The 23,585-nt window shown below is 45.9% G+C and carries 20 protein-coding genes; 13 read left to right on the top strand and 7 right to left on the bottom strand.

The genetic code is table 11. The features are described 5' to 3' along the window. Positions 1–19: 19 nt before the first annotated feature. On the bottom strand, positions 20–1,255 hold the full coding sequence (locus HFE01_RS11225; RefSeq protein WP_045244724.1) for an FprA family A-type flavoprotein: 1,236 nt from the start codon (positions 1,253–1,255) through the stop codon (positions 20–22). Positions 1,256–1,470: 215 nt separating this feature from the next. Between HFE01_RS11225 and HFE01_RS11220 the strand changes: the two genes are divergently transcribed. The 7 genes from HFE01_RS11220 to HFE01_RS11190 all read left to right on the top strand — a co-directional run bounded on the left by HFE01_RS11220 (position 1,471) and on the right by HFE01_RS11190 (position 11,999). Next, complete coding sequence (locus tag HFE01_RS11220) at positions 1,471–1,812, top strand: cupin domain-containing protein (protein WP_019688945.1); 342 nt, start codon at positions 1,471–1,473, stop codon at positions 1,810–1,812. A gap of 391 nt (positions 1,813–2,203) precedes the next feature. Continuing rightward, a complete protein-coding gene (locus HFE01_RS11215; protein WP_107733731.1) occupies positions 2,204–3,835 on the top strand; it encodes a response regulator transcription factor in 1,632 nt (543 codons plus the stop codon). Beyond that, positions 3,832–5,598, top strand: coding sequence for a sensor histidine kinase (locus HFE01_RS11210; protein WP_107733732.1), 1,767 nt, complete (start codon positions 3,832–3,834; stop codon positions 5,596–5,598). Before HFE01_RS11215 ends, HFE01_RS11210 begins: the two co-directional genes overlap by 4 nt. 124 nt (positions 5,599–5,722) lie before the next feature. Beyond that, positions 5,723–7,390 (top strand): ABC transporter substrate-binding protein, encoded by a 1,668-nt coding sequence (locus HFE01_RS11205; protein WP_025366133.1) that lies wholly within the window; start codon positions 5,723–5,725, stop codon positions 7,388–7,390. Between the two features lie 14 nt (positions 7,391–7,404). Next, on the top strand, positions 7,405–8,385 hold the full coding sequence (locus tag HFE01_RS11200; RefSeq protein ID WP_016822679.1) for an ABC transporter permease: 981 nt from the start codon (positions 7,405–7,407) through the stop codon (positions 8,383–8,385). A 462-nt stretch (positions 8,386–8,847) separates the two neighbouring features. Further along, positions 8,848–9,771, top strand: coding sequence for a carbohydrate ABC transporter permease (locus tag HFE01_RS11195; RefSeq protein WP_044786959.1), 924 nt, complete (start codon positions 8,848–8,850; stop codon positions 9,769–9,771). A 104-nt stretch (positions 9,772–9,875) separates the two neighbouring features. After that, positions 9,876–11,999, top strand: a complete 2,124-nt coding sequence (locus HFE01_RS11190; RefSeq protein ID WP_107733733.1) for an endo-1,4-beta-xylanase — start codon at positions 9,876–9,878, stop codon at positions 11,997–11,999. Positions 12,000–12,230: 231 nt separating this feature from the next. On the opposite strand, the gene hxlB is transcribed toward HFE01_RS11190, so the two are convergent. After that, positions 12,231–12,788, bottom strand: coding sequence for a 6-phospho-3-hexuloisomerase (gene hxlB / locus HFE01_RS11185; protein ID WP_025366131.1), 558 nt, complete (start codon positions 12,786–12,788; stop codon positions 12,231–12,233). A 5-nt stretch (positions 12,789–12,793) separates the two neighbouring features. Continuing rightward, positions 12,794–13,429: a 3-hexulose-6-phosphate synthase gene (gene hxlA, locus HFE01_RS11180; RefSeq protein ID WP_013312540.1), complete on the bottom strand. Its 636-nt coding sequence runs from the start codon at positions 13,427–13,429 to the stop codon at positions 12,794–12,796. A gap of 444 nt (positions 13,430–13,873) precedes the next feature. On the opposite strand from hxlA, the gene HFE01_RS11175 reads away from it, so the two are divergent. Next, the gene (locus HFE01_RS11175; protein ID WP_107733734.1) at positions 13,874–14,749 is read left to right on the top strand and encodes a DNA-binding protein; all 876 of its coding nucleotides are present in this window, start codon (positions 13,874–13,876) and stop codon (positions 14,747–14,749) included. A gap of 198 nt (positions 14,750–14,947) precedes the next feature. Here HFE01_RS11175 and HFE01_RS27595 read toward each other — a convergent pair whose 3' ends face one another. After that, positions 14,948–15,784: a methyl-accepting chemotaxis protein gene (locus HFE01_RS27595; RefSeq protein WP_016822685.1), complete on the bottom strand. Its 837-nt coding sequence runs from the start codon at positions 15,782–15,784 to the stop codon at positions 14,948–14,950. Between the two features lie 199 nt (positions 15,785–15,983). After that, complete coding sequence (pepT, locus tag HFE01_RS11165; RefSeq protein ID WP_031462447.1) at positions 15,984–17,219, bottom strand: peptidase T; 1,236 nt, start codon at positions 17,217–17,219, stop codon at positions 15,984–15,986. Positions 17,220–17,485: 266 nt separating this feature from the next. Between pepT and HFE01_RS11160 the strand changes: the two genes are divergently transcribed. The 3 genes from HFE01_RS11160 to gpmA all read left to right on the top strand — a co-directional run bounded on the left by HFE01_RS11160 (position 17,486) and on the right by gpmA (position 19,573). After that, positions 17,486–17,773 (top strand): hypothetical protein, encoded by a 288-nt coding sequence (locus HFE01_RS11160; RefSeq protein ID WP_013312533.1) that lies wholly within the window; start codon positions 17,486–17,488, stop codon positions 17,771–17,773. A gap of 148 nt (positions 17,774–17,921) precedes the next feature. Then, entirely contained in the window at positions 17,922–18,662 is a 741-nt protein-coding gene (locus HFE01_RS11155; protein WP_019688938.1) for a Bax inhibitor-1/YccA family protein, read from the top strand. 161 nt (positions 18,663–18,823) lie between these two features. Next, positions 18,824–19,573, top strand: a complete 750-nt coding sequence (gene gpmA / locus HFE01_RS11150; protein WP_016822688.1) for a 2,3-diphosphoglycerate-dependent phosphoglycerate mutase — start codon at positions 18,824–18,826, stop codon at positions 19,571–19,573. A 63-nt stretch (positions 19,574–19,636) separates the two neighbouring features. On the opposite strand, the gene HFE01_RS11145 is transcribed toward gpmA, so the two are convergent. After that, entirely contained in the window at positions 19,637–21,130 is a 1,494-nt protein-coding gene (locus HFE01_RS11145; protein WP_017426143.1) for an alpha-amylase, read from the bottom strand. A 261-nt stretch (positions 21,131–21,391) separates the two neighbouring features. On the opposite strand from HFE01_RS11145, the gene HFE01_RS11140 reads away from it, so the two are divergent. Further along, a complete protein-coding gene (locus HFE01_RS11140) occupies positions 21,392–22,225 on the top strand; it encodes an HNH endonuclease (RefSeq protein WP_044786953.1) in 834 nt (277 codons plus the stop codon). Positions 22,226–22,256: 31 nt separating this feature from the next. On the opposite strand, the gene HFE01_RS11135 is transcribed toward HFE01_RS11140, so the two are convergent. Continuing rightward, positions 22,257–22,652, bottom strand: a complete 396-nt coding sequence (locus HFE01_RS11135) for a rhodanese-like domain-containing protein (RefSeq protein WP_017426145.1) — start codon at positions 22,650–22,652, stop codon at positions 22,257–22,259. A 501-nt stretch (positions 22,653–23,153) separates the two neighbouring features. On the opposite strand from HFE01_RS11135, the gene HFE01_RS11130 reads away from it, so the two are divergent. Further along, positions 23,154–23,585 (top strand): DUF1641 domain-containing protein, encoded by a 432-nt coding sequence (locus HFE01_RS11130; RefSeq protein WP_017426146.1) that lies wholly within the window; start codon positions 23,154–23,156, stop codon positions 23,583–23,585.

The following is a 23,585-nucleotide window of genomic DNA, read 5'->3' as shown; positions in this document are numbered from 1 at the left end:
ATTCCTCTAGCTTTCTGCGCTAAATAACACTAAGCAGCAGATCTGAGACAAATTCAGCAGCATTTTTTATTTTTTTCACTTTTTCATCTTCTGTAGGAGAGAAGCGAATGCGTACCGGAAATTCCACATGCGTCATACCCGTTGACTTGATTACATCTGAAGTGCTTTGGACTTTCATATTAGTACCGTTCAAGTAATCCTGTACGACCTCAATGGCTTCACCGCTCCAGCCGTAGGAACCAAAGGCGGCAGCAAGCTTACCTTCCAGATTCATCTTTTGCATTTGTTGCAGCAACTCTTCCAATTTGCCTGTCATGTCAGCATATTTGGTAGAGCTACCGACGAAAACAGCATCCGCTGAGGCAATACTTTTTAATATCTCGGTTTCATCCGCCTTATCAACATCCCATAGCTCCACCTTGATTTGGTTCTCCAAAAAGCAATCTCTCAGAATATTTGCCATTTTTTTGGTATTATTTTTTAAGGTGGCATAAACAATCGCTACTTTTTTATCATCCTTGGTTTCGGTGCTCATCGATGCGTACAAATCAATAAATTTGGCAATATCATGTCGGATCGCGAAGCCGTGGGAAGGAGCAATCATCTCAATATCCAAGTCAGATACAGCTTCGATTAATGTACGCACATATCTGCGATGTGGATGAATAATAGCCTGGTAGTATCCGATAAAATCCTCGGTAATATCAAAACCGGCCTCATCGGCAAATAGATGCTCTACAGCTACGTGTGTGCTGAAAATATCGCAAGGGAACAAGATTTTATCTTCCACGCAATACGTAATCATGGTTTCCTCCGTATGGAGGTAAGGTGTTTCCTTAAATAGCAGTGTCTTGCCTCCAATATCGAGTTGATCCCCGTCTTTGATTACGAGGAAGTTCCGATGCTGGAGCTTGTACATCTGCTGAATTTCTGGAACGGCAATCTCAGTGCAGACAATGGTGGCGTTTGCTGCCTTGGAAGCAAGGGCCGCCAACCCGCCGGAGTGGTCCGGTTCCGTGTGATTGACGATTATATATTGAATATCCAACGGGTCGATCAATTCCGCTACAGCTTCGGCAAATTCTCTACCGAACGCCATATCTACGGTATCTATAATGGTTGGTTTTCCGGTTTTTAGTAAGTATGCATTATAGGTTGTACCCTTAGATAGGGTAAGCCGATGAAAGGGTACCTCACGATTATCGATTTTTCCTACCCAATATATATTCTTTGCCAGCTTAAATCCTGGTTTCATAGGAATAACCTCCTGTTGTTTTGGTTTGTCTAACATAATTTAATTCTAGCTAGATGTGATGGTGAAAAAGATGATTGAAATCAAATTTTTGAATATTTCAAAGTATTTATGACTTAAATTTATGTTTGTGATCGCAATCACAAGACGAGCGTAATAATCAAATACAATAAGACTATATAGGCCCAATCCAATTACAAACAGGAGAGTGAATCCACATGAAAAAATCAAACCTTATTCAATTTCAAGAATATAAAGAAGCTGCATTTACAAAACGAATTGTGCATAAGGAAGCCGACAATGTTATTTTTATTCTCAACTTCACCCCTCATGCTGAGCTGCCAACACATAATCATCCAGGAGCGAATGTATATTTGCTCGTTCTTGAAGGAAGCGGTACTGTAACTGTAAATGGTGAAGAAACGGAAGTTGTCCAAGGGGATATGATCCATATTACCGGAGATGAGCACTTTTCCTATCGTGGTGGTGCGGGAGCGAACTCCAGCCTGCATGTGGTGTTGACCAAAACGCCAAGTGAAAGCTACGCACAAAATGTATAAAGTATAGAAATAACAAGAAGAGAAAACGCAATCCAAATATAAGAAAGCCGCTTGGTTTAAATGACCAAGCGGCTTTCTTATTGGAGAGCCACACCCCGAAATAGACTATACATTCCCCTCTGAGCTGGATGACTGTATCTGTGACAACGCTGGATGTCTGTTCATCAACAAGCCACTGTAGGTCACGGTTGTGTTCGGCGAGGAAGCAGCTGGGGGCAATAGTTTTCACGCTTTGGAGCGACCTTATGATGAAATCCCGTCTGTACAAACTGCTCTCGAAGTGCCACAATACGTTGCAAAGGCCATATTTCTCCAGCTGGGATATCGTGCAAGGCCCGCGAAGTAGTCAACCCCAATAAAATAACGTTTCATTGAAAGGAGGAGGCAGGTTATGAAGCTGCATCGAGCCATTGTGGTGGATGATGAAATATTCACCCGCAAAGGGCTAATTCAACTTGTGGATTGGGAAACCTGTGGCTTTGAAATCGTGGGAGAAGCTGATAATGGTGAGGATGCGCTGGAGCTAATCAGTCGTCTTCACCCGGATCTGATCATTACCGATATTCGTATGCCTGTGCTGGATGGATTAGAGCTGATTCGATCCGTACTCGAACGGGGTACCCAACATCCTGCTTTTATTATCATGAGTGGTTACAGTGATTTTACTTATGCACAGCAGGCACTCCGCTATGGAGTGCATGATTTTATACTCAAGCCGGTTGATGATGAGGACTTTTCGGCTACACTGCGCAAGCTGAGTGAAAGATTGCACCGTGAGCAACAGAACGCGCAGCGATATCAACACCACCTTACAGGCGGGCTGTTAGAGACGATGATGATGAACCCAGTGGATGATGCAGTGGTGACACATTGGGAGCAGCAGCTGCGACTTGGAGAAGCCACGTGTATGTACTATGTACTTGTTGAGCTGAATGATCAGCATCCTTGGCGCTCTGGTGACGATGGTGTCATGCTATCGCTTTTCCAGTTCAGGGAGCTTATAGAGCAAGTGCTTCATCGTTTAATGGACGGCAAGTACCCTCTCTATGTCCATGAGCATCGTAACCGGGTTGGTCTTATCGTACCGGACTTCTTTTTAGAGGGTTTTGGAGCCAAAGTAGAATTGTTTATGAAAGCGCTACAACAGGAGATAGAGGGGATGGAGTCACTAAAAAACCAGTTGGGAATTCGGGTATTCGTTTATGCGGGAAGTCCTGTGAATCGGTTGCGGGATATCCAGCAGTCCTATGCCAGTGCAAAGGAAGCAGTGCTTCATAAATACATTCATGACCCTAGCGGTATTGTTGTCTATTTGCAGGATGAAATGCCATCCCTCCACTATAGGACCATTCGTCAGGACGTACTGGATAGCTTGACAGAGCAGATCGAGGAACTCCAATTGGAAGAGCTACGCGCGACCGTAGGTTATTTATTTAGCAGCTTTCGGGAAGAGTATTATGCTCCTGAGGCTATGAAAATGAGTCTGCATCAATGCGTTCTTAGTATCGTGCGGGTCATTCAAAACATGCAGGGAAATGAGCGCTCACTCCAGTCACTGGAACCGATGATAAACTGGCAGGATATGAATCTGTCGTTGGGTGAACTCCAACGATTGTTTACAGCCTTTGCCGAAGAAAGTGGAAAATATATTGGGACGCTGCGCAAGGAATGTCAGCAGGGAGGAATCCAGCACATCCGTGCTTATATTGAGCAGCATGCTGCCGAGAATATAAGCCTGAAAAGTATTGCGGCTCACTTTTACATGAATCCGGTATACCTCGGTCAATTGTTCAGAAAAACATACGGGGTGTACTTTAACGAATTTCTGCTGAAATTGCGCATTCAGGAGGCGAAACGCCTGCTGCGGCAGACGGACCTGCGTATTTATGAAATTGCGGAGCGAGTGGGCTTCGGCAGTTCAGACTATTTTGTGACTCAGTTTGAAAAGCTGGCGCACGTCACGCCAAGTGAATACCGCAATAGCCTAAGTGCTGGGTACGAGCCAGAGAGGTCCGGCGAATGAAGAGGCTGAGAACTATCCTGGATCATATACGGCTGCGAGATAAAATGCTGCTGCTTTATTTCCTCTGTGTTTTTACACCTATCGTGCTGACCAATCTGATCTTTTACCATGTTACCTCGCAAAATGTGAAAGAACAGCGTATTCAGGATATTACGCGCGCACTGGAACAAATTAAAATTGAATTTTACCGGGAATTTGAAGATGCGATGGAAATCTCGTCTATCTTTTATACCGATTATCGACTCAATGAGGTGTTGGAAGAAACATATCCCCACCCTGCTGACTATATTGCTGTTTATGACTCTTATTTACGTCGTATCTTAAACAATACTTACAGTCCTGTGTACCAATCCGTAGGTGGAATTACGATTTATACTGATAATCCAACACTAATGGATTCCGGGGGAATCAGCTTTATAGATGAGAGGGTCAAAAGCTTCCCCTGGTATACCCAAATCCCGCCTGGACGCCAGTCCAAGCCTATATTTGTCCGTACTGACGACAGTACCGCTGAGCAGCTACACCCCTTCAGCCTGATTCGACGGATGAACTATTTTTATTCCCAAAATGGTCGTGAAAAAATACTGAAAATAGAGCTGCGAATGTCATCCATTCGGGAGATTTTCAATAACTTGAACTTGCAGGGGAGTCTCTTTCTGCTTAACGAACGGGGAGAAGTCGAATATACAAATGACCCCAAGGTTGATATAAACCATAAGAGCGTGGCCTATAGCACCCTCAAGCTACCCAATGACACCATGGAATTCAAGACTCATTATGTGCTTACGAATAATCTGAACGGCTGGAGCATTGTGGCTGCGGTATCCAGAGATGAGGTGCTGTATGAAATGCAGGAGCCTCGCAATTTTGCGCTCTTGTTAGCCTGTGTGAATATGCTGCTGCCCACCTTGATCATTATCTGGATTACACGTTCGCTGAACGTGCGGCTTCATCGCATTCTGAAACATGTGAAGAAGGTGAAAAATCAGCATTTTGAACTCATTCCGGGTATGGAGTCGAGTGATGAAATCGGACAGCTCACAGGTGAATTTAACCGGATGACGCTAAGAATCAAACGACTGATTAACGATGTCTATATGGCCGATATTCAGCGGAAAAATCTGGAGATTCAGCGTAGGCACGCCCAGTTGAATGCACTTCACAGCCAGATCAATCCCCATTTTCTGTTCAATGCGCTGGAGACGATTCGTATGCGAAGCCTGATGAAGCATGAGGATGAGACAGCCCGCATTATTCATAATATGGCACGGATTTTCCGCAATTCGCTGGTGTGGAACAAGGATCGGGTTACTTTGCGGGACGAGCTGGAGTTGATCCGTTGTTTTCTGGAAATCCAACAATATCGCTTTGGTGAGCGAATACAGTACGATGTACAGGCACGCTCCGAAGACTTGGACAATTTGATTCCCAAAATGGTCGTACTGACGCTGGTTGAAAATGCAAGTATCCACGGCATTGAGCCGCTAAAGCATGGGGGACGCATTGAGATTCTTTTTGAGCATGAGGAAGAACGACTGATGCTAACGGTTCGGGATGATGGGGTGGGCATGTCTGCGGAACAGGTGCAGCGCTTATATGGCTACATGCAAAGGCAGGAAGAAATGGGTGAGCGTATAGGTCTGCAAAATGTCATCTATCGTCTAAAACTTTACTACGGCAACCGCTTTAAGCTGGTCATTCGCAGCGCACCCGGCGAGGGTACAGAAATTCGTATAATGATTCCGGCGGATCGGGACCTATAGTTTCCTAAGTAACACCTATAGATTGACAGGTGAACAAAATGAACGGCATTTTATAAAATGAAAGTGCTTACAATTTGGTATTCACACACAATCGACAAAAGAGGCCGAAAGGGGAAGGTCTGGCATGACAAGCAAAAGGTTCGGAATCATCAGTTTGGTAATGGTTATGATGGCATCTATGATCGCTGCTTGCTCAGGGAGCTCGGGTAAGGAGCCTGCGTCGGGAGATAGCAAGGAGAAGGTCACATTCACGTATTTTAATGCCACGGCGGGAAGAGACATTAATACCAATGAAACGCGGATCGGAAAAATACTGGAAGATCAGACCGGCGTGAACTGGAAGCTGGAGCATTTGGTAGGGGATTCGAATACGAAAATCGGCACGTTTATTGCCAGTAATGACTATCCAGACGTGATTGTACCTGATGGCACGATTGATAAACTGCTGGATGCCGGGGCTTTTATTCCCCTGAATGATTTGATCGATAAATATGGGCCAAATATCAAGCGTGTATATGGACCGTACTACAATCTGATGAAAGCGGAGGATGGGAATATCTATTTCCTGCCGTTCAGTGCGGTGGTCGGTGATTATTTGTCTGCTCCTAATATAGAGCAGGGAGCTTTTTGGATACAGCGTAGAGTGTTGAAGGAGGCGGGATACCCAAAAATAAAAACTTTAGATGAGTACTTGGCTCTGATTCGGAACTATGCGAAAAAGCATGCAGACGAGGGATTAACCGGGTACTTGGCGTTAACCACGCAGGATAGGTTTTATGCGCTTACGAATGCGCCGATGCATTTGGCAGGCTATCCCAATGATGGCGGCACGATTATTGATATGAAAACACACCAGGCGACGGATTATGGAGATGAGGAAATCACAAAGCGGTATCTCCAGGAACTGAATCAGCTTAACGCAGAGGGCCTATTCGATAAATCCTCCTTTGTAGACAATTACGATCAATATTTGGCGAAGCTAACCTCGGGTAAGGTGCTGGGCTTTTTCGATTATCGCTGGCAGGCAGGGCAGTCTCTAAATAACCTGCAGGAGGCTTCCAAGCGTTCGGGTAATGATGATCTGGAATATGTAGGGCTGCCTGTTGTATACGACCGGAATATAAAGGATCAGTATCTTGATCCGTCGTCATTTGTTAATAACCGAGGCATCGGAATTACAGTCAGTGCCAAGGATCCGGTACGTATCATCAAATTTTTCAACAATCTGCTGACCGACGAAAACCAGGTATTATCCAACTGGGGGATCAAAGGGGAAACCTATGATGTAGATAAAAATGGGCGCTTTTATCGGACCAAGGAGCAAATTAAGAAGACGGGTGAGGATGCGTTCCGTGACTCATTTGGTTTCAAATATTTTGAATACAGCTGGCCGCGGTACGGTAACGGTTCTTCCTTACCCGACGGCAACTCGGCTAGCCCCGGACGGCAGCCTGAGGTTGCGCGGATGTCGTATACCGAAGGTGATAAAAAGCTGCTTAAAGCGAACGGTGTAGAGTCCTTCTCGCAGATGTTTTCCGCACCTGACGAGCGTCCATGGTTCCCAGCCTGGAGCATTCAGGTTGATCAAGGCTCGCCTGCGCAGATTTTCCAGCAAAAGAAAGGAGACCTGCAGCGCAAATATTTCCCGCGCTTGGTACTGTCTGCACCGGAACAATTTGATGCCATTTGGAACGAATACACCACCGAGTTTAACAAGCTGGATGTGAAGGCCTTTGAGGAGCTGATCACGAAGGAGGTTGCCAAAAAAATCAAGACGGTCGGGAAAAAATAAAGGAGGAAGCAGCTATGAGCTACACGTCACCGCCACCTGTTACGACCTCCTCGGGCCATTTGCCGCTCTCACGACGAACCGGCTTTAGGGGATTTATACACAAGCTGAATCAGCAGCGTGCACTCGTATGGATGTCCGTCCCTTTTTTAATCTGGCTGCTTATTTTTAAATATTTACCTCTTTGGGGCTGGACGATTGCCTTCCAGGATTTTAAGCCTGCCCGCAAGCTGCTTGATCAGCAATGGGTTGGATTGAAGCATTTCCGTTTTCTATTTCAGGATGAACACTTTCTGCGGGTGATGCGCAATACGCTGGCGATGAGCTTTATTAATCTGGTGCTGGGATTTGTTACCGCTATAACACTAGCAATTTTGCTGAATGAGCTTCGTCAGATTGTATTTAAGCGAGTGGTGCAGACGATCAGCTACTTGCCACATTTTATTTCGTGGGTAGTTGCGGCCAGCATTATTAGTACGGCGCTATCAGCAGACGGCGGCATTGTCAATGAGGTGCTGATGTGGCTTGGACTCATTAAGGAACCTATTCTGTGGTTGGGTGAGGGAAGCTACTTTTGGGGGATTCTCGGAGCGTCGGAGGTATGGAAAAATGTCGGCTGGAATACCATCATTTATTTGGCCGCGATGACCACGATTGACCCCTCGCAGTATGAAGCGGCCGAAATGGACGGAGCAGGGCGGTTTCAGCGGATTTGGCATGTGACCTTGCCGGGATTAAAGCCTGTATTTATCATCCTGCTCATTATGAACATTGGCAACCTGCTGGAATCAGGCTTTGAACCGCAATATTTACTGGGCAACGGCATGAACGTGGATTACTCGGAAAACTTAGATATTTTCGTCTTGAAATATGGTATCCAGATGGGGAACTTTTCGCTTTCCATTGCTGCTGGAATGTTCAAAACGGTGGTTAGCTTCATTCTGTTGTTTAGCGCCAATCATATTGCGAAGCGGTTAGGGGAGGAGCGGTTGTTCTAAAAAAGAGTGAGTTACGGGGGAGAAGGTCGCTGCGCGTGCGGATTGTTCTTCCGATCACTGTTATCCCCGGATTTTCTTATTGGAATAAAAATCATAGGTTAAAATCCGGGAATAAAGGTGAACGCTCCGCTTCTTTAGAACAATTCCGCCCGCTCCGCTGCTATCCTCCGTAAAGTCATTTTTTAAGAACTGAGGGTTGTAGCAGGGGAACTTGCTCATCCATTCTACAGGGAAGGTCAGTGGATTTTTAACAGGCCGCTTCGCGGACCTCATCAAGACCTTACCAACGAACTATAACAGACTTCTTATAGTCCCAAAAATAATCCACATAATTCACTCCAATTGCCACTAGATATAACCACTCAAAATGATAGTTCCAAGTAACAGTACCAACAAACTCTAAGAATAATCAATCGGATTTAAGTGCAGGACTAGGCTATTTTTTAGAAAGGAGAGGAAGTCATGGGCAAAGGGAAGGCCGTACACGGGCGATTTCGGGCGCCCTCGGATCGGATTTTTGATGCGTGCAATGTTGTGTTTATGCTATGCCTAATGGTGTTCACGCTGTATCCATTTTTAAATACGTTGGCGGTTTCATTAAATGAAGCGAATGACTCGATTCGGGGCGGGATTTATTTGTGGCCGCGTGAATTCACGTGGAGTAATTATGAATTTGTATTCAAGGAAGCGACGATTTTCCATGCTACGTTAATTTCTGTATTACGTACGGTCGCAGGTACAGTGACCTCGGTGTTTTGCTGCGCAATGGTGGCGTATACGATCAGCCGACCGGAATATGTGCTGCGCAAATTTGTTTCGATTGCTTTTATTTTGACGATGTATTTTAGCGGTGGATTGATCCCCAATTTTCTCTTGATTCGTGAGCTTGGGATGCTGGGAACCTTTTGGGTGTACATCGTGCCGGGCTTGATCGGGGTGTTTAATGTCATAGTCATTCGCTCCTTTATTGAGGGATTGCCAGAGGGGATTTTGGAGTCGGCGCGTATTGATGGGGCTGGGGAGTTTGCTACTTTTATGCGCATTGTTTTGCCGCTGTGTGTGCCAGTGCTGGCAACAGTATCCCTGTTCACGGCGGTCTCGCAATGGAATTCCTGGTTCGATGTATTTTTGTACAATTCGTCGTATGAGCAATGGAGCACTCTCCAATATGAGCTAATGAAAATTCTGCAAAATTCCAATACGTCCGTTAACGCTCAGGACTATGCCAGCCAATTTGCAGGGTCGGAAAATTTGGCGAAGGCGGTTACGCCTACCTCTATTCGTGCCACGATGACGATTGTTGCTTCAGTGCCTATTATTTTAGTCTATCCGTTTTTACAAAAATATTTTGTGAAGGGTATGACCTTGGGAGGCGTCAAAGGATAGTGAATATTTTACATTCATTCTAAGAGCCGTTTCCAATCCGCAGATAACTATAATCCAAGAGTGCCAAATATGAATTCAAAAATTTGAGTGCAGGAGGGATTGCTGTGCGGTCATGTTGGTATACGCCTTTTTGTCTAGTGCTGGCTGGAGTGCTGTTGTTATCACCTATCGGATGGTGGGGAACGTCTGTAGCGAAGGCAGCTTCGTCTATGGAACATTCTCCGTCGGTTTCGGACAAGGTGCTATCGGCAGGGAAGATCATTAAAACGTATGGATTTGAGCAAGGAAACAGTGACGGCTGGAAGCCCCGGGGAGCTTATACCCAAATTGCATCCGTCACGGAAGCGGCCTATGGCGGTACGCACAGTCTGAAGGCAACCGCTCGTACGGCGGCTTGGAACGGAGCAGAGCTGGATGTGAAGCCGCTGCTGCTGCCGGATGTGGAGTATGAAATTAGCGGGTATGTGAAACTGGACGGCAATGCGGCAATTCCAAGCGTGATTAAGCTTACGATGGAGCAGCAGCCGACAGGGGGGACTACAGCATGGAAGACTGTAGCACAGACGGAAACAGCAGATACTTCGTGGATTAAACTTCATGGGAGATATACGTTTACCGGGGAGATGAATGCATTGAAACTGTATGTGGAGAACTCGAATCCCGCTCAGGCCTACTATGTGGATGAGGTGGAAATTAGGCAGGTATCAGTAACACCAACGAATCCTACAAGTGGGATTGTATCTGGGTTCGAAGATGGCACAGCCCAAGGTTGGGTATCCCGCTTGGGAGCCGAGACCGTGCAGGTCTCGAATGCCGATGCACGGACCGGCTCATACAGTCTGCTGACAACAGGCAGACAAAAGGCATATGCCGGTCCCAAGCTGGACGTGACGGCCACGATGCAAAAGGGCAGCCGTTATACGGTCAGCGCCTGGGTGAAGCTGGTGCCAGGTGAGCAGCCTGCCAAGGTGAGGCTCAGCGTACAGCGTGATTACCAAGGTCAAAGTGCATATGAAACGGTTGTAGGCGATACGGCGATTACGACAGGAGGATGGATGCATTTGTCTGGCACGTATACGCTCGCACATGACACAGATGCCGTTTCTATGTACCTGGAATCGCCAGAAGGGACGTCTTCCTTTTATATGGATGATTTCGAATTGTCCCTGGTGCCGCCGCTGGCGATTGAGAAGGACATACCTTCTTTGCATGGATTATATCAGGGACAGTTCAGCATCGGCACAGCGATTGAGGCTTTCCAGACCGAAGGGGCTTACGGAGAACTGGTACAGAAGCATTTTAACAGTGTCGTTGCAGGGAATGCGATGAAGCCTGTCTCCTTGCAACCATCCGAGGGGCAGTTCCATTGGGAGGAAGCAGACCAAATTGTGCAATTTGCAAAACAGCACGGATTGGAAATTCGTTTCCATACCTTAGTGTGGCATAACCAAACCGGGGACTGGATGTTTAAGGACAAAAATGGACAGCCGATGACACCGACTGCTGAGAATAAAAAGCTTTTGTTGGACCGCCTGGAGACGCATATTCGTGCTGTTGCCGCTCGTTATAAAAATGTTATTACCGATTGGGATGTGGTGAATGAGGTCATTGATCCTGATCAGCCAGACGGCATGCGCCGTAGCAAGTGGTATCAGATTACAGGAACCGATTATATTGAAAAAGCGTTCCGTGTCACGAGGGAAGTGGCGGGGCCAAACGCGCGGTTGTTCATTAACGATTACAATACCCATGAACCGAAGAAACGGGATTTTCTGTACAATCTGGTGCGTGATTTGCTTGCCAAAGGTGTACCGATTGATGGCGTAGGTCACCAATCGCATATCCGCCTGGAGTTCCCTACTACTGCCGAAATCGAGCAATCCATCGAAAAGTTTGCTTCACTCGGGCTGGATAATCAGATCACAGAGCTGGATATGGGCCTCTACTCTAATGATACGGATCGCTACGAAACGATCCCGGACGTCCTGCTGATCCGGCAGGCTCATCGTTATCAGGCGCTGTTCGATATGTTTACAAGACAGCAGGAGCATCTCAGCAATGTGACCATTTGGGGAACAGATGATGGCAATACGTGGCTCAGTACATTCCCGATTGCCCGGCTGGATAAGCCGCTGCTGTTCGATGAACGGTTAAAGGCCAAATATGCATATTGGGCGCTGGTTGATCCATCCAAAGTGCCGTCGCTGCCAGTAGGGAGTAACGAATAAATGGTTTGAGACAGAGGAGTAGAGCTGTTCAAAAGGAGAGCTGGAGCTATGGCTACCTTTCATTTTGCCTTATCCTATGCAGTACGTCTGGGCAACTGGGTACCACTCGCCAAGATTCCGGCCTTTGCAGGTAAGAGAGTTATCTCATGTAACACAAACAAAGCAGGCTGTTCTTACATGCTCGGACATGTGGGGACAGCCTGCTTTGTTATCGTAAAGGAAAAAGCAGTTTTATTCCAAATTGGCGTGTTGACCATACATGGATTCGGAAGTCAGCTTGCGCAGCTTCATCGTTCTGAGTACCAACGCATCGCCATACAGCAGCAGGGTTTGTTCAAACAGTGAGCCCATGGGTTGAATGGTTTGGTAATTCTTGTTGGATGGGTCCTTGGGTGCGCCGGGCAGCTTAACGATGATATCGGCCAGTTTGCCGATGGTGGACTCGGGGGAGGTGGTAAGAAGCGCCAGTGAGGCCCCGAGTTTTTTCGCTTTGTCTGCCATGGAGGCTAGGCTTTTGGTTTCACCAGAGCCTGAACCGATAATCAGCAGATCACCCTCGCCCAAACCAGGGGTTACGGTTTCCCCAACGACGTAAGCTTGAATTCCCATATGCATCAGCCGCATGGCCAGCGAGCGAATCATAAACCCTGAGCGCCCCGCTCCTGCTACGAATACCTTATTCGCAGCAGCGATGGAGTGGATCAGCTGTTCCGATTCGGTATCGCTGATTAGCTGTGGAACGAATTGCAGCTCCTTGATTACCTCGGATAAATATTGAGAGGTCTCCATTGGGATTAACCTTGTTTAATGAGCTGCTGCATTTGCGAGGCTACAGCCTTTTTGTCGTCTTCGCCAGTGATACCGCCGCCTACGATAACCAGATCCGGTTGAGCTTTTACCACTTCAGCCAATGTACTCAGCTTGATGCCGCCAGCTACGGCTGTTTTGGAGTTTTTTACGACTTTTTTGACGGTTTGCAATGCTTCGAACGGACTTTGTCCTTCCGCTTGCAGATCGTAGCCTGTATGCACACAGATGTAGTCAACGCCTAAAGCATCAATTTCTTTCGCACGTTGCTCCAGGTTTTTAACACCGATCATGTCCACCAGGATTTTTTTGCCGCCTTGTTTCTTAGCTTCTTCTACAGCACCTTTGATCGTTGCATCTTCAGCTACAGCCAAAATCGTCACAATATCGGCACCTGCCTCGGAAGCTTTCAGCACTTCATAGCCCCCTGCGTCCATAACTTTCAGGTCAGCCAGCACTTTTAGATTGGGAAATGCTTCTTTCATTGCTTTTACAGCGTGAAGTCCTTCATTGATGACAATCGGCGTACCGATTTCTACGATATCAATATACGATTCCACTTCTTTTACCAATGCAATACCTTGTGGGATATCTACCAAGTCTAAAGCCAATTGAAGTTCCATGTTATTAACTTCACTCCTTAAGTGAATTTGTATTTTGGTGAATAGGTACATGCTTTGTTGAGTCGTACTCTATACTTTGCTTTCGTGCACAGGTTTGATTGTAAGGCTCCGGTATTCGGTTGAAAAGTACGCACTAATTCGTAACGTAGTTACCCTGACGATACTATAGATCATAAAAACCACCCATAAGAGAGCCAATCTTTTTGTCTTCTTTAGCATTATTTCAATAATGAAAATCCTCTATTCGTGACTCGTAAATATACATATCCATGTCAGATTGCAAAAATATGAATGTACCGATGATTGAATTGACTTCAAGTTAGGTTTTGACTATATTTGTAATATACTGGTATGTAAAAAGGGAGGCTAACAGCATAACTACCCTGAAGAATAGCCGCTAGGCTAGGGGTGACCGTAATTTTCAGGATAGGGAGGCGGGGTTTAGTGGAAGAGGTCCTGAATCAAAGGGGAGCTATTTATTTGTTGTCGGACAGCCACGCGCTCGATAAAGCTTGCGAGTTATTTAGAATCAGCTACACGCATAATGATTGGGATGAAGCGAACAAGGTTGCCGATTATCTGCATTCGTTGGCTGAAAGCCTGTATCATACCCAACTGAGAAATGCTGCGGACGGCAAGTACGAGACATTGGACACCAAACACCCGCTGGTGTTTTATTATGCTTACAGCTATCTGGCGAAATCGATTTATTATCAGAATATGGGCCAGTATGAGGAAGCCAGAGATTATATTATAAAGTATAGCGAAATGGGCTGGTTTATGGGGCTGGATCAAAGCGGTCACGAAGAAGTAGAGAGATTCCGTTTTCTCGCCAAGGCCAATTTATATATGATTGATTTACTTTTGGGGAAGAAGGAACTTTTACCGGAATATGTTCAGTTTCTTCACAACAATGACGAGGAGCTACTACCAGGATTGGTTGGTATTACTGAAGCAGCTAACTTGAACGATTGGGAGATTGATGAACTGCTGAACGAGTTTGCCGATGATATTGAGATATTTGAAGGTTATGAAGATAGAGCCAACCGCGTATATTATTTAAAACTGGTCAACCAATTAGCTATTTACTATTTGAAAAAGAAGCAGTATATCGTTGCCTTGAATTATATCCTTGTTTCTCTGCAATTCTCTATTGGGGTAGAAGCCGATGCCGATTTTAGAACACTGGTTGCACTATTCGAAACTTACCGATATTTGGCAACACCGTCCCAGCAAGAGCAATACCAAACCATTTTATTAAGGGGGCTTCATAATGAAAAAGGCATTAAGCTCGATAACTATGGTCTTAGCGTTTCTTAGTGTTGCTCTTCCGATAGGAAATACATTGGGAGATTTAGACTCCGTGCATCCTTCGAATCATGGTGTTTTTTCTTTTACTGCTTGATTTCAGACTTCGATCGTCATACCCAGTAGGGATTGTGTAAATAAGGGGAGCGCACTTTTTCGCCATTTGCGGATCAGTGCGCTCCCCTTTCTCATGCAAAGTAACGATGTTATTTATTTTACAATATAGGAAGTCAGGTTATCGGCCAGATGTTGCATCGTTTCGCTCGCCTTTTGCATACGCTCCATGACTTCGGTGAAAGAGCCTACCAGAGTCGCCTGCTCTTGAGAAGAAGAAACAATTTGCTCTATTTCCTGCTCCATCTGACGAATGGAGTTCTGTACATCCTTAAGGGCTCCCTCGATATCGACCGTCGCTTTTTTGGACTCTACGGACAGCTTGCGTACTTCTTGAGCAACGATACCGAAGCCTGCTCCTGCTTCTCCGACACGTGCGGCTTCGATCGCAGCATTCAATCCAAGCAGGTTGGTTTGATCGGAAATTTCTTTGATAAATACAGCAACCTGATTAATTTTACCCGAGTTTTGTACGGCAATTTGGGTGTTCTTCAAAATGTGTTCACTGGTAGCCTGTAACTCCTCCGAATGCGCTGTTACATGTTGCACCATCTCAATGAGTTGCTCGGTAATGGAGAGGTTTTCGGATACGATTTGATCCAGTTGATTTTTGTTGGTCAAATTATAGGAGGCGGCAAACGCTGCGATGACGTCCCCTTTATCGTCAAACACAGGAATACTGATCATATCAAGAGGATATCCCAGGACTTCAGCCGGAATGTGGGTCAAGCTGGCCTCATGTCCATTTTTAAGCATGGCAAAATTTTTGTAGTCCTCCAGCAGCTCCGAGCCTGTTTCAAAGCCGAGGTCCATACCCTCTGATTGGGTGTAAGCAAGAACGTGAGTGCGGTCGAAGAGAGCAAGGGTTACTTTCTCACGCATAACCTGTTGTATGTAGGGAATGGCTACAATTAATGCATCTATTGTATTCAAGTGGATTGCCTACCTTTCTTTACTAAATATATTTTTTATAGTCTTATATAATTGTCGGTCTGAAGACGGATAAAAGTTATAAAGGTATCGAAAATTTAAAGGGGATATGAGAGCTTCAATAAAAAAGGCATATCGTTTCCATTACGAAACGATATGCCTTCATATTTAATCTAAACGTGTCAGTGTGTGTGAAAGTGGTTCACTTGCCGCGTTGCTCGAACAATTGTGCGATTTCCACAATAACCTTGGTGGCAAGCACCATGTTGTCCACTGACACATACTCATACTTACCGTGATAGTTCTCCCCACCTGTGAAAATATTCGGTGTAGGCAGTCCCATGTAAGACAGCTGTGAACCGTCTGTGCCTCCACGAATCGGCTTGATAATGGGCTCAATATTCAGCTTTGTCATTGCTTCATGTGCGATATCGACGATATGTTTGACAGGCTCGATTTTCTCTTTCATGTTGTAATACTGATCTCTCAGCTCCAGCGTGATGCGGTTATCTCCATAGGCAGCCTGGAGCTCTTTTACGATATTTGTCAAATAAGCTTTCCGGTTTTCGAAGCTCTCGCGATCAAAATCGCGGATAATATAGTACAGTTTGGCTTGTTCTGCTGTGCCTGTAGACTCCAACAGATGATAGAAGCCATCATACCCGTCTGTATATTCCGGGGCTTCATTCGCAGGTAATCTACTGTGCAGTTCCATAGCGATTTTGGCAGCGTGGATCATTTTGTTTTTAGCCGTACCAGGATGTACATTCACACCATGAATGGTAATATGAGCAGCTGCGGCATTGAAGCTCTCATACTCCAGTTCTCCGAGCGGTCCGCCGTCTACTGTATAAGCATATTCAGCACCAAAAGCGGCTACATCAAAGCGTTCAGGTCCTCTTCCAATCTCTTCGTCCGGTGTAAAAGCAACGCGAATTTTGCCATGTTGAATTTCCGGATGATCAATCAGATAGTGGATTGCTGTCATGATTTCTGCGATGCCAGCTTTGTTGTCTGCACCGAGCAGGGTGGTACCATCTGTTGTGATTAGGGTATGGCCTTTATATTGAGTCAATTCGGGAAACTCACGTGGAGAAAGTACTACACCCAGCGAGGCATTCAGCGTGATATCGCCTCCATCGTAATTCTCCGTCAACTGTGGCTTCACTCCTGCGCCAGTTAGCTCAGTAGCCGTATCAAGGTGTGCCAGAAAACCAATGACGGGCACTTCTTTATCCGTATTGGAGGGAAGGGTTGCCATTACATAACCATGACCATCAATGGTTACGTCTGTCATACCGATGGCTTTCAGTTCGTCCACCAGGAGGTTGCCCAATGTGAGCTGTCCGGGTGTGGTGGGGCAAGTGTGGCTGCTTTCGTCGGATTGGGTATCCACCTGAACATATGTAGTCAGGCGGTCAATCAGTTCCTGTTTCATGTGGTTATCCTCCTTGGGTCTTTTTCATTATGGTACGTATTTTATCATGATTAGGCTTATAATATGAAAAAAATGGTTTAACCTTTCAAAATGACAGGTTGTCCGCAGATTAGGCAAAGGATCTGAGAGGGCAACTCCTTTTAATATATAGAGAGTACGTTAATCTATAAGTCTTTTAAATTGTGTCTTATTACTGAGGCACTTAACGTTACGTTGATAGATTGGGAGCATAGAATACATTATCAAACGCAAGGGAGGTGAAGACTATGGCGATTCTTTTACCTTCGCAATTCTACAATCTTGCTGCTGGTGTGGGTAAGTCCTTCTTTGAAAATCTGAGAGGCGGTAATAATGCTACGATTACTGTGAATAATACAGGTGCCAATCCGGTTGATCTTGTGGTTACCCGTGTCAATGCTCCTGTGATCACTTATGTAATCCCAGCGGGCAACAGCCTTACGTTAGAAGTTGCTTTGCTGCTGGTAGCTGCTCTTCAGGCGACTCCAGTTGGAGCAGTAACAGGTACTATCCAAATTGCTACCGCTGATTTTTAATCTGTAACGACTTGACCCTCTAACTCTAGCTTTGCCGAAAGGCAAGGTTAGAGTTTTTTTATTGTTTGAAATTTTCTGAAACTTTTTTCAGGTTGTGCCGATATATACATATGACATCGCAAATAACACATCGAAAAGGAGTACCCTGTTGAGCTTTAGCAATCCGGTTTTACGTGATGACATCTTTTTACGTGAAGATGAAAGAGAAGCTAGCGAACAACGTATGACCATCGGAGGAACGGTGAACAAAACGTTACTTCTGCTGGTCCTACTTATCGTTTCTAGCAGTATTACCTGGTATATGACCTACCAAGGAACCGTAGAGGTGCTATCGTTGCTGACGGCAGGCTTTATTGGGATGGCAGGCGTAGCACTTGCGATATCCTTTTTTCCAAAAACGGCTCCATTGCTTTCTCCTGTATATGCGATTCTGAGTGGCTTTGCTTTGGGTGGCGTTTCCGCTTTTATGGAGTATGAGTACCCTGGAATTGTAGTTAATGCCATTTTGCTGACTGTGGGTATCTTATTCTTGATGCTCTTTATGTATACACAACGAATCATCAAGGTGACACGTGGCTTTATCTCATTTGTTGTCCTCTGTACGATGGCTATTTTTCTGGTGACGTTGGTTGATTTTATTTTGAATTTTTTCGGTATGAATGTTCCGTATATCCATGAAACGGGCTGGGTGGGTATTGGCATTAGTTTATTTATCGTCATCATTGCCGCTTTGAATCTGCTCGTAGATTTTAATTTCATTGAGGAACAAGCTGATCAAGGCGCACCCAAATATATGGAATGGTATGGTGCTTTTGCATTGCTGGTAACGTTAGTGTGGCTATATGTACGAATATTGGATCTGTTAGCTAAGCTTAGCAATAGGGACTAAGGTCTGCGACTATTGCATATGGTTCAAGTAGGATGAGAAGAGAAGGGCGGCTGAATGTCGTCCTTTTTTGTATGAAAAAGGCGGTTTAAAAAATGCATTTTACGTTAAATACATAGAAGTTGGGTAAAACATAGAGGATAGATAGGTGAGGAGTGAGGTATATGTATCAAGTGGTGCTGGTGAGGCATGGAGAAAGCGTGTATAACCGACAAAACTTGTTCACAGGCTGGACGGATGTCGATCTGACTGAACAGGGAACTCATGAGGCCATCGAGGCAGGACGTATCCTCAAGGAGGCTGGGTATACGTTTGATTTGGCATTTGCTTCTGTGCTAAAACGTTCTATCCGCACGTTGTATCATATCTTGGATGAGCTGGATCATCTGTGGATACCCGTGCAGAAGTCATGGAAGCTGAATGAACGCCACTATGGTGCTCTTCAGGGGCTCAGCAAGCTGGATTCCGCCGTGCAATACGGCGAGGAACAGGTTCATATTTGGCGGCGTAGTTTGACGGTGCGACCACCCATGTTGGATGAGCAGGATGAACGGAGTCCACATCGGGAAGAGCGTTATCGCCATATTAAGCCGGAGGAGCTGCCGCTCGGGGAAAGCCTAGAAGACACTGTGCATCGGGTTGGTGAGTTTTGGAAGCAACGGATCGTGCCGTTGATTCTCAAAAAGGACCGGGTTATCATTTCCGCACACGGTAATACTTTACGAGCCTTGATCAAGTACATGGAGAATTTGGACGAAACTGCACTGCTGGATTTGAACATCCCGACAGGTATCCCACTGGTTTATGAGCTGGATGAGCATATCGATCCTATACGGCGCTTCTATCTTGGGGATCCGAGTCATGTAGAGGCAAAAAAACAGGCTGTGGCCAACCAAAGCAAGGTGACGGAGTGATTTTCCATATACAAAGAGGACAGGGCGCTTCCTTGCATCCTGTCCTCTTTGAGTTGATATACATCAAGCGTTCGCGGTATCCTCTGTTTCCAGGCTGTCTTCCTCGGTAGGAAGTGCCCATACAGATACACTGCCAGCACGAACGGGAAATACGCCGTAGCCATCCTGTTCGATTTTCACGGCATGATCGTGATGCCCAGTCAAATCGGTCCATTTTTCTCCTGCATGTTGTTTACCCACGAACATGCGCTTTTCCCCGTCATTTGCGTTGGTGATCACCACAGCACATCCAGAGCCGTGCAGCTCAGGAATGCCCTGACGAACCCATCCAATCGTATGGGGATCATCAAAATAATCTTTTTGCTCACCATAAGCTTTGTGGTACCGAGCATATAGGAGCGGGTCTAGCTCAGCTTGCTTGCCTTTCACAGGCGTTTGTCCCTGGATACCGTAGTAATCCCCGTAGAATACGCAGGGATAACCATCTTTGCGCAGTAGGATGAGTGCATAGGCACTGGGCTTAAACCAGTCCTCCACCCAGGATTCGAGCGCTTCATGCGGCTGGGAATCATGATTATCGACAAAAGTAACCGAGTTCAGGGGATGGGTATGAACCAGCGTATCCTCGAAAATGGTGCTTAAATCGAAATCCTTACCACCCAAGGAAGCGCTATGTAGTTTGTAGTGGAGGGATACGTCAAACAGGTCGATTTTATAATCGATGGTATCCAGAAACTTTTGACACGATTCCAGATCCGGTTTCCAAAACTCGCCTACCATATAAAAATCCTGCCCACGCTTTTTAATCATTTCTGTAGCAAACTCTCGTACAAATTCATGATTAATATGCTTGATTGCATCCAGACGGAATCCGTTGCATTGTAGAGTATCCACCAGCCACTTGCCCCAGCGGATCATTTCCTTACGCACATCCTGATGATTATAGTCAATATTGGCGAACATTAAATAATCATAATTGCCGAATTCATCATCTACATTATCGCTCCAGTTTTTATTTTTACCTAAAATACGATAGATTCCTGTCCGGTCCTGACTTGCATCGTAATCCGTTCCGTTAAAATGTTCGAAGTTCCATTGAAATGTGGAATACTTCCCTTGCCGGCCGGGGAATGTAAATTTAGTCCAGCCTTCGATATCAAAGGGCTCGGAAATGACCTCATTACGATTATCCGGGTTGACCTCGACAACCTTGAATACTTCGGTTTCATCTGCACCTGCCTTATGGTTCATGACCAGATCGACATAGACGGCTACGCCGTGGCGAACGCAGGATGCGACAGCTTCCAGTAGATCTTCCCTGGTTCCGTATTTGGTGCGTACTGCACCCTTTTGGTCAAATTCGCCCAGATCGTAAAGGTCATAGACGCCGTAACCCGTATCCTCAGGAGATTGGCCTTTGGTGACAGGTGGAATCCATATCGCGTCAATTCCTTTGGCTTTTAGTTCCGGTGCCAGGCGGGCAAGCTTTTTCCAGTGAGAACCGTCAGCTGCGACATTCCACTCGAAAAATTGCATCATCGTATGGTTCCTTTTCATGTGCGTCCCTCCTTCATATATAACAAGTTACCCACCAAGTGAGGGGGGCTAAACGTCTGATGGTCAATATGATGTTGATGAAGAACATGGATCGCTATATAACGTATGCTAAATCATTAAAATTTGTTATACCTTGAGTGATGACAACGACTCAATGGCTAGAAAAGGAAACGTGAAAACGGTAAAATGAATCTAACTTAGCTATAGTTCGGATTTCGGGCAAACCATAAGCTCGAACAAGAAAGGGAAGGAGGGATGAACGTGACAGATCCGCAGCAGAATAAGGATGAAGCGAGAGAACCGCTGATGAAAAAATGTACGTATTGTCAGGAGATCAAACCATTAACAGACTTTCAGCGCAGAACCGGTCGCCGGGCGGGGCCTTTTTCCCGGCGTGGTCCTTGTCGTTCCTGTCGGGGGTTAGCCCCGCAAGAACGGGCGGTTACGCCCGCTCCTTCCCATGAGGAAACGAAGCCCTTGGCTGCTCCTGTGGAACGGCATAGCTCCGAAGCAGATACGACTGCGTACGGTCTGGAAGCGTCCGCGCAGCCTTCTAATGATTCTCAACGCCCCCGTAGGAAGCCCGTCACGGACAAAGCGCGTGAGCGCCATCGGCAACGGGTTCGTCATTTGCTTAGCAGGCTGAAGCCTGCGGATACCCGTGCGTTGCGGCTTAATCGCAATGGCATGATTCGACTAAGAGGCAAAACCGACCAAGGGAGACGCTGGCATCAGGAGATTGAGCTTGATTTGGCGATGACTCTGGTCAGAGAACGCATGGCGGTGATTGTAAATCCGTACACGGTCCGCAGACTTTATAGCAACAAGGAATTCCGCCAATATGTGCTTAAACGTGACCGTTATACGTGCTTTTTTTGCGGTGGCTATGGCGACACGATTGATCATTTACTTCCTCGGGCTAAAGGTGGACACACCACGCCAGTAAATTGCGTATGCGCCTGCAACGAGTGCAATCAAGTTAAAGCAGCCCGTGATGTAGAGGAATTTATCGAGTCTGGCGTGCCACTGCCGATTCCGGATGATTTTGAACCTTCTGGTGCTTCCGATGCTTCTGAGGACACCTTACGCACCTAGGACGATTTGCTGGGGAAGCGGCTACATTTCCTTAATACAGTTCTACTTCAAAGCCAGATTCCTTCCAGGCTGTTGTTCCGCCTTCAATAAAGGCCACATTGGTAAAGCCCATCTGTTGCAGTATATAAGCTGCCAATGCAGCTTGTCCGCCTGCCCCACAGGTGGTGATAATCGGGCGGTTGCGGTCACGTAAGCGTTCATCACGCAAATCTTGTGGAACGTCCAGGTCAGCGCGGATGGGTAGCATACCGAGTGAAATATTGGCGCTACCGCGAATTAGGCCGCAAGCACCTGCATCATGAGAATCCTGTACGTCGATAACGAATGTATCTGGATTGGATTCAATTCGCTGACGGGCCTCCTGTGAAGTAATGCCCTGAACGTGCTGCCTCGCTTCTTGAACCATATCTGCAAATGTTTTAGCCATCGTTCAACCCTCCGTAGGAATATGTTTTGTATTGGTTTTCATATTAATAAACAGAAACTCACCCTCTCTATTACCCATCTCTAGTATAAAATGCCCCTTTTTTTAAGGTAAACTTAGACAAAAATCGTGCTTATTCTAATTTTTATCTAAAATAACAATAAAAAATTTGCAGAAATTTGTGCAAATTTAAAATTTCTTCGACGATTGGGTTGTGAAAGGTGTAATATAGAGGTATAGGGTTCCGTTTCGGCCTGTTGTAGTCACGAGGGAGCGCTTCGTGAGATATTCCGCAGCAGTAACAACAACAGAATAACGTCCAAGCAATATACAATTGGCATCTGCGATCATCAGTCTTGCCCTTTAGGGTATAGGCCGGTTTAAGCTGTGCTTCTTGCATGTTTAAGGGCGAATTCATTTGAACGTTTTATTGCTAGAGTTTATGATGCAGGTTACGAGAAAGGAATGGACTTCTATTTTCACAGTAAAGGAGGACGTTCACGCATGTCTGAAAACCAACAAGAGGTGGCCGTAACACAAGAAGCTACCAAAGAGTCTCGGGATGTATTGGACCAATTGATGAAACCGGAGGTTCAGCAATCGCTGACCGTACTGGTAGAGAATCTGCCAAAGTTGACTGAGATGGTTACTTTGATGACCGATGCTTATGATGTAGCCCGCAGTCTGGCAACTGACCCTGTCTTTATCGGAGATATGAAAAACTCCATGGGAGAGTTTGTGAAGCCTGTTACAGATTCGGCTAAAGGATTGGCTTCTGCTGCAATTGAAGCAAATGACCGTGTACAAACTACGGACGGCAGTGTAGGTCTGTTTGGCCTGCTCAAAATGCTTAAAGATCCTAATGTACAAAAAACGCTGCGTTTCAGCCAGGCTTTCCTGGATATTCTGAATGAGCGCCAACGCGAAAGCAAATAA

Source organism: Paenibacillus sp. EKM10P (assembly GCF_011800655.1).
Taxonomy (GTDB): domain Bacteria; phylum Bacillota; class Bacilli; order Paenibacillales; family Paenibacillaceae; genus Paenibacillus; species Paenibacillus polymyxa.
The sequence above is the reverse complement of the archived record's forward strand: the minus strand, read 5'-3'. Positions and strand labels throughout refer to the sequence as shown.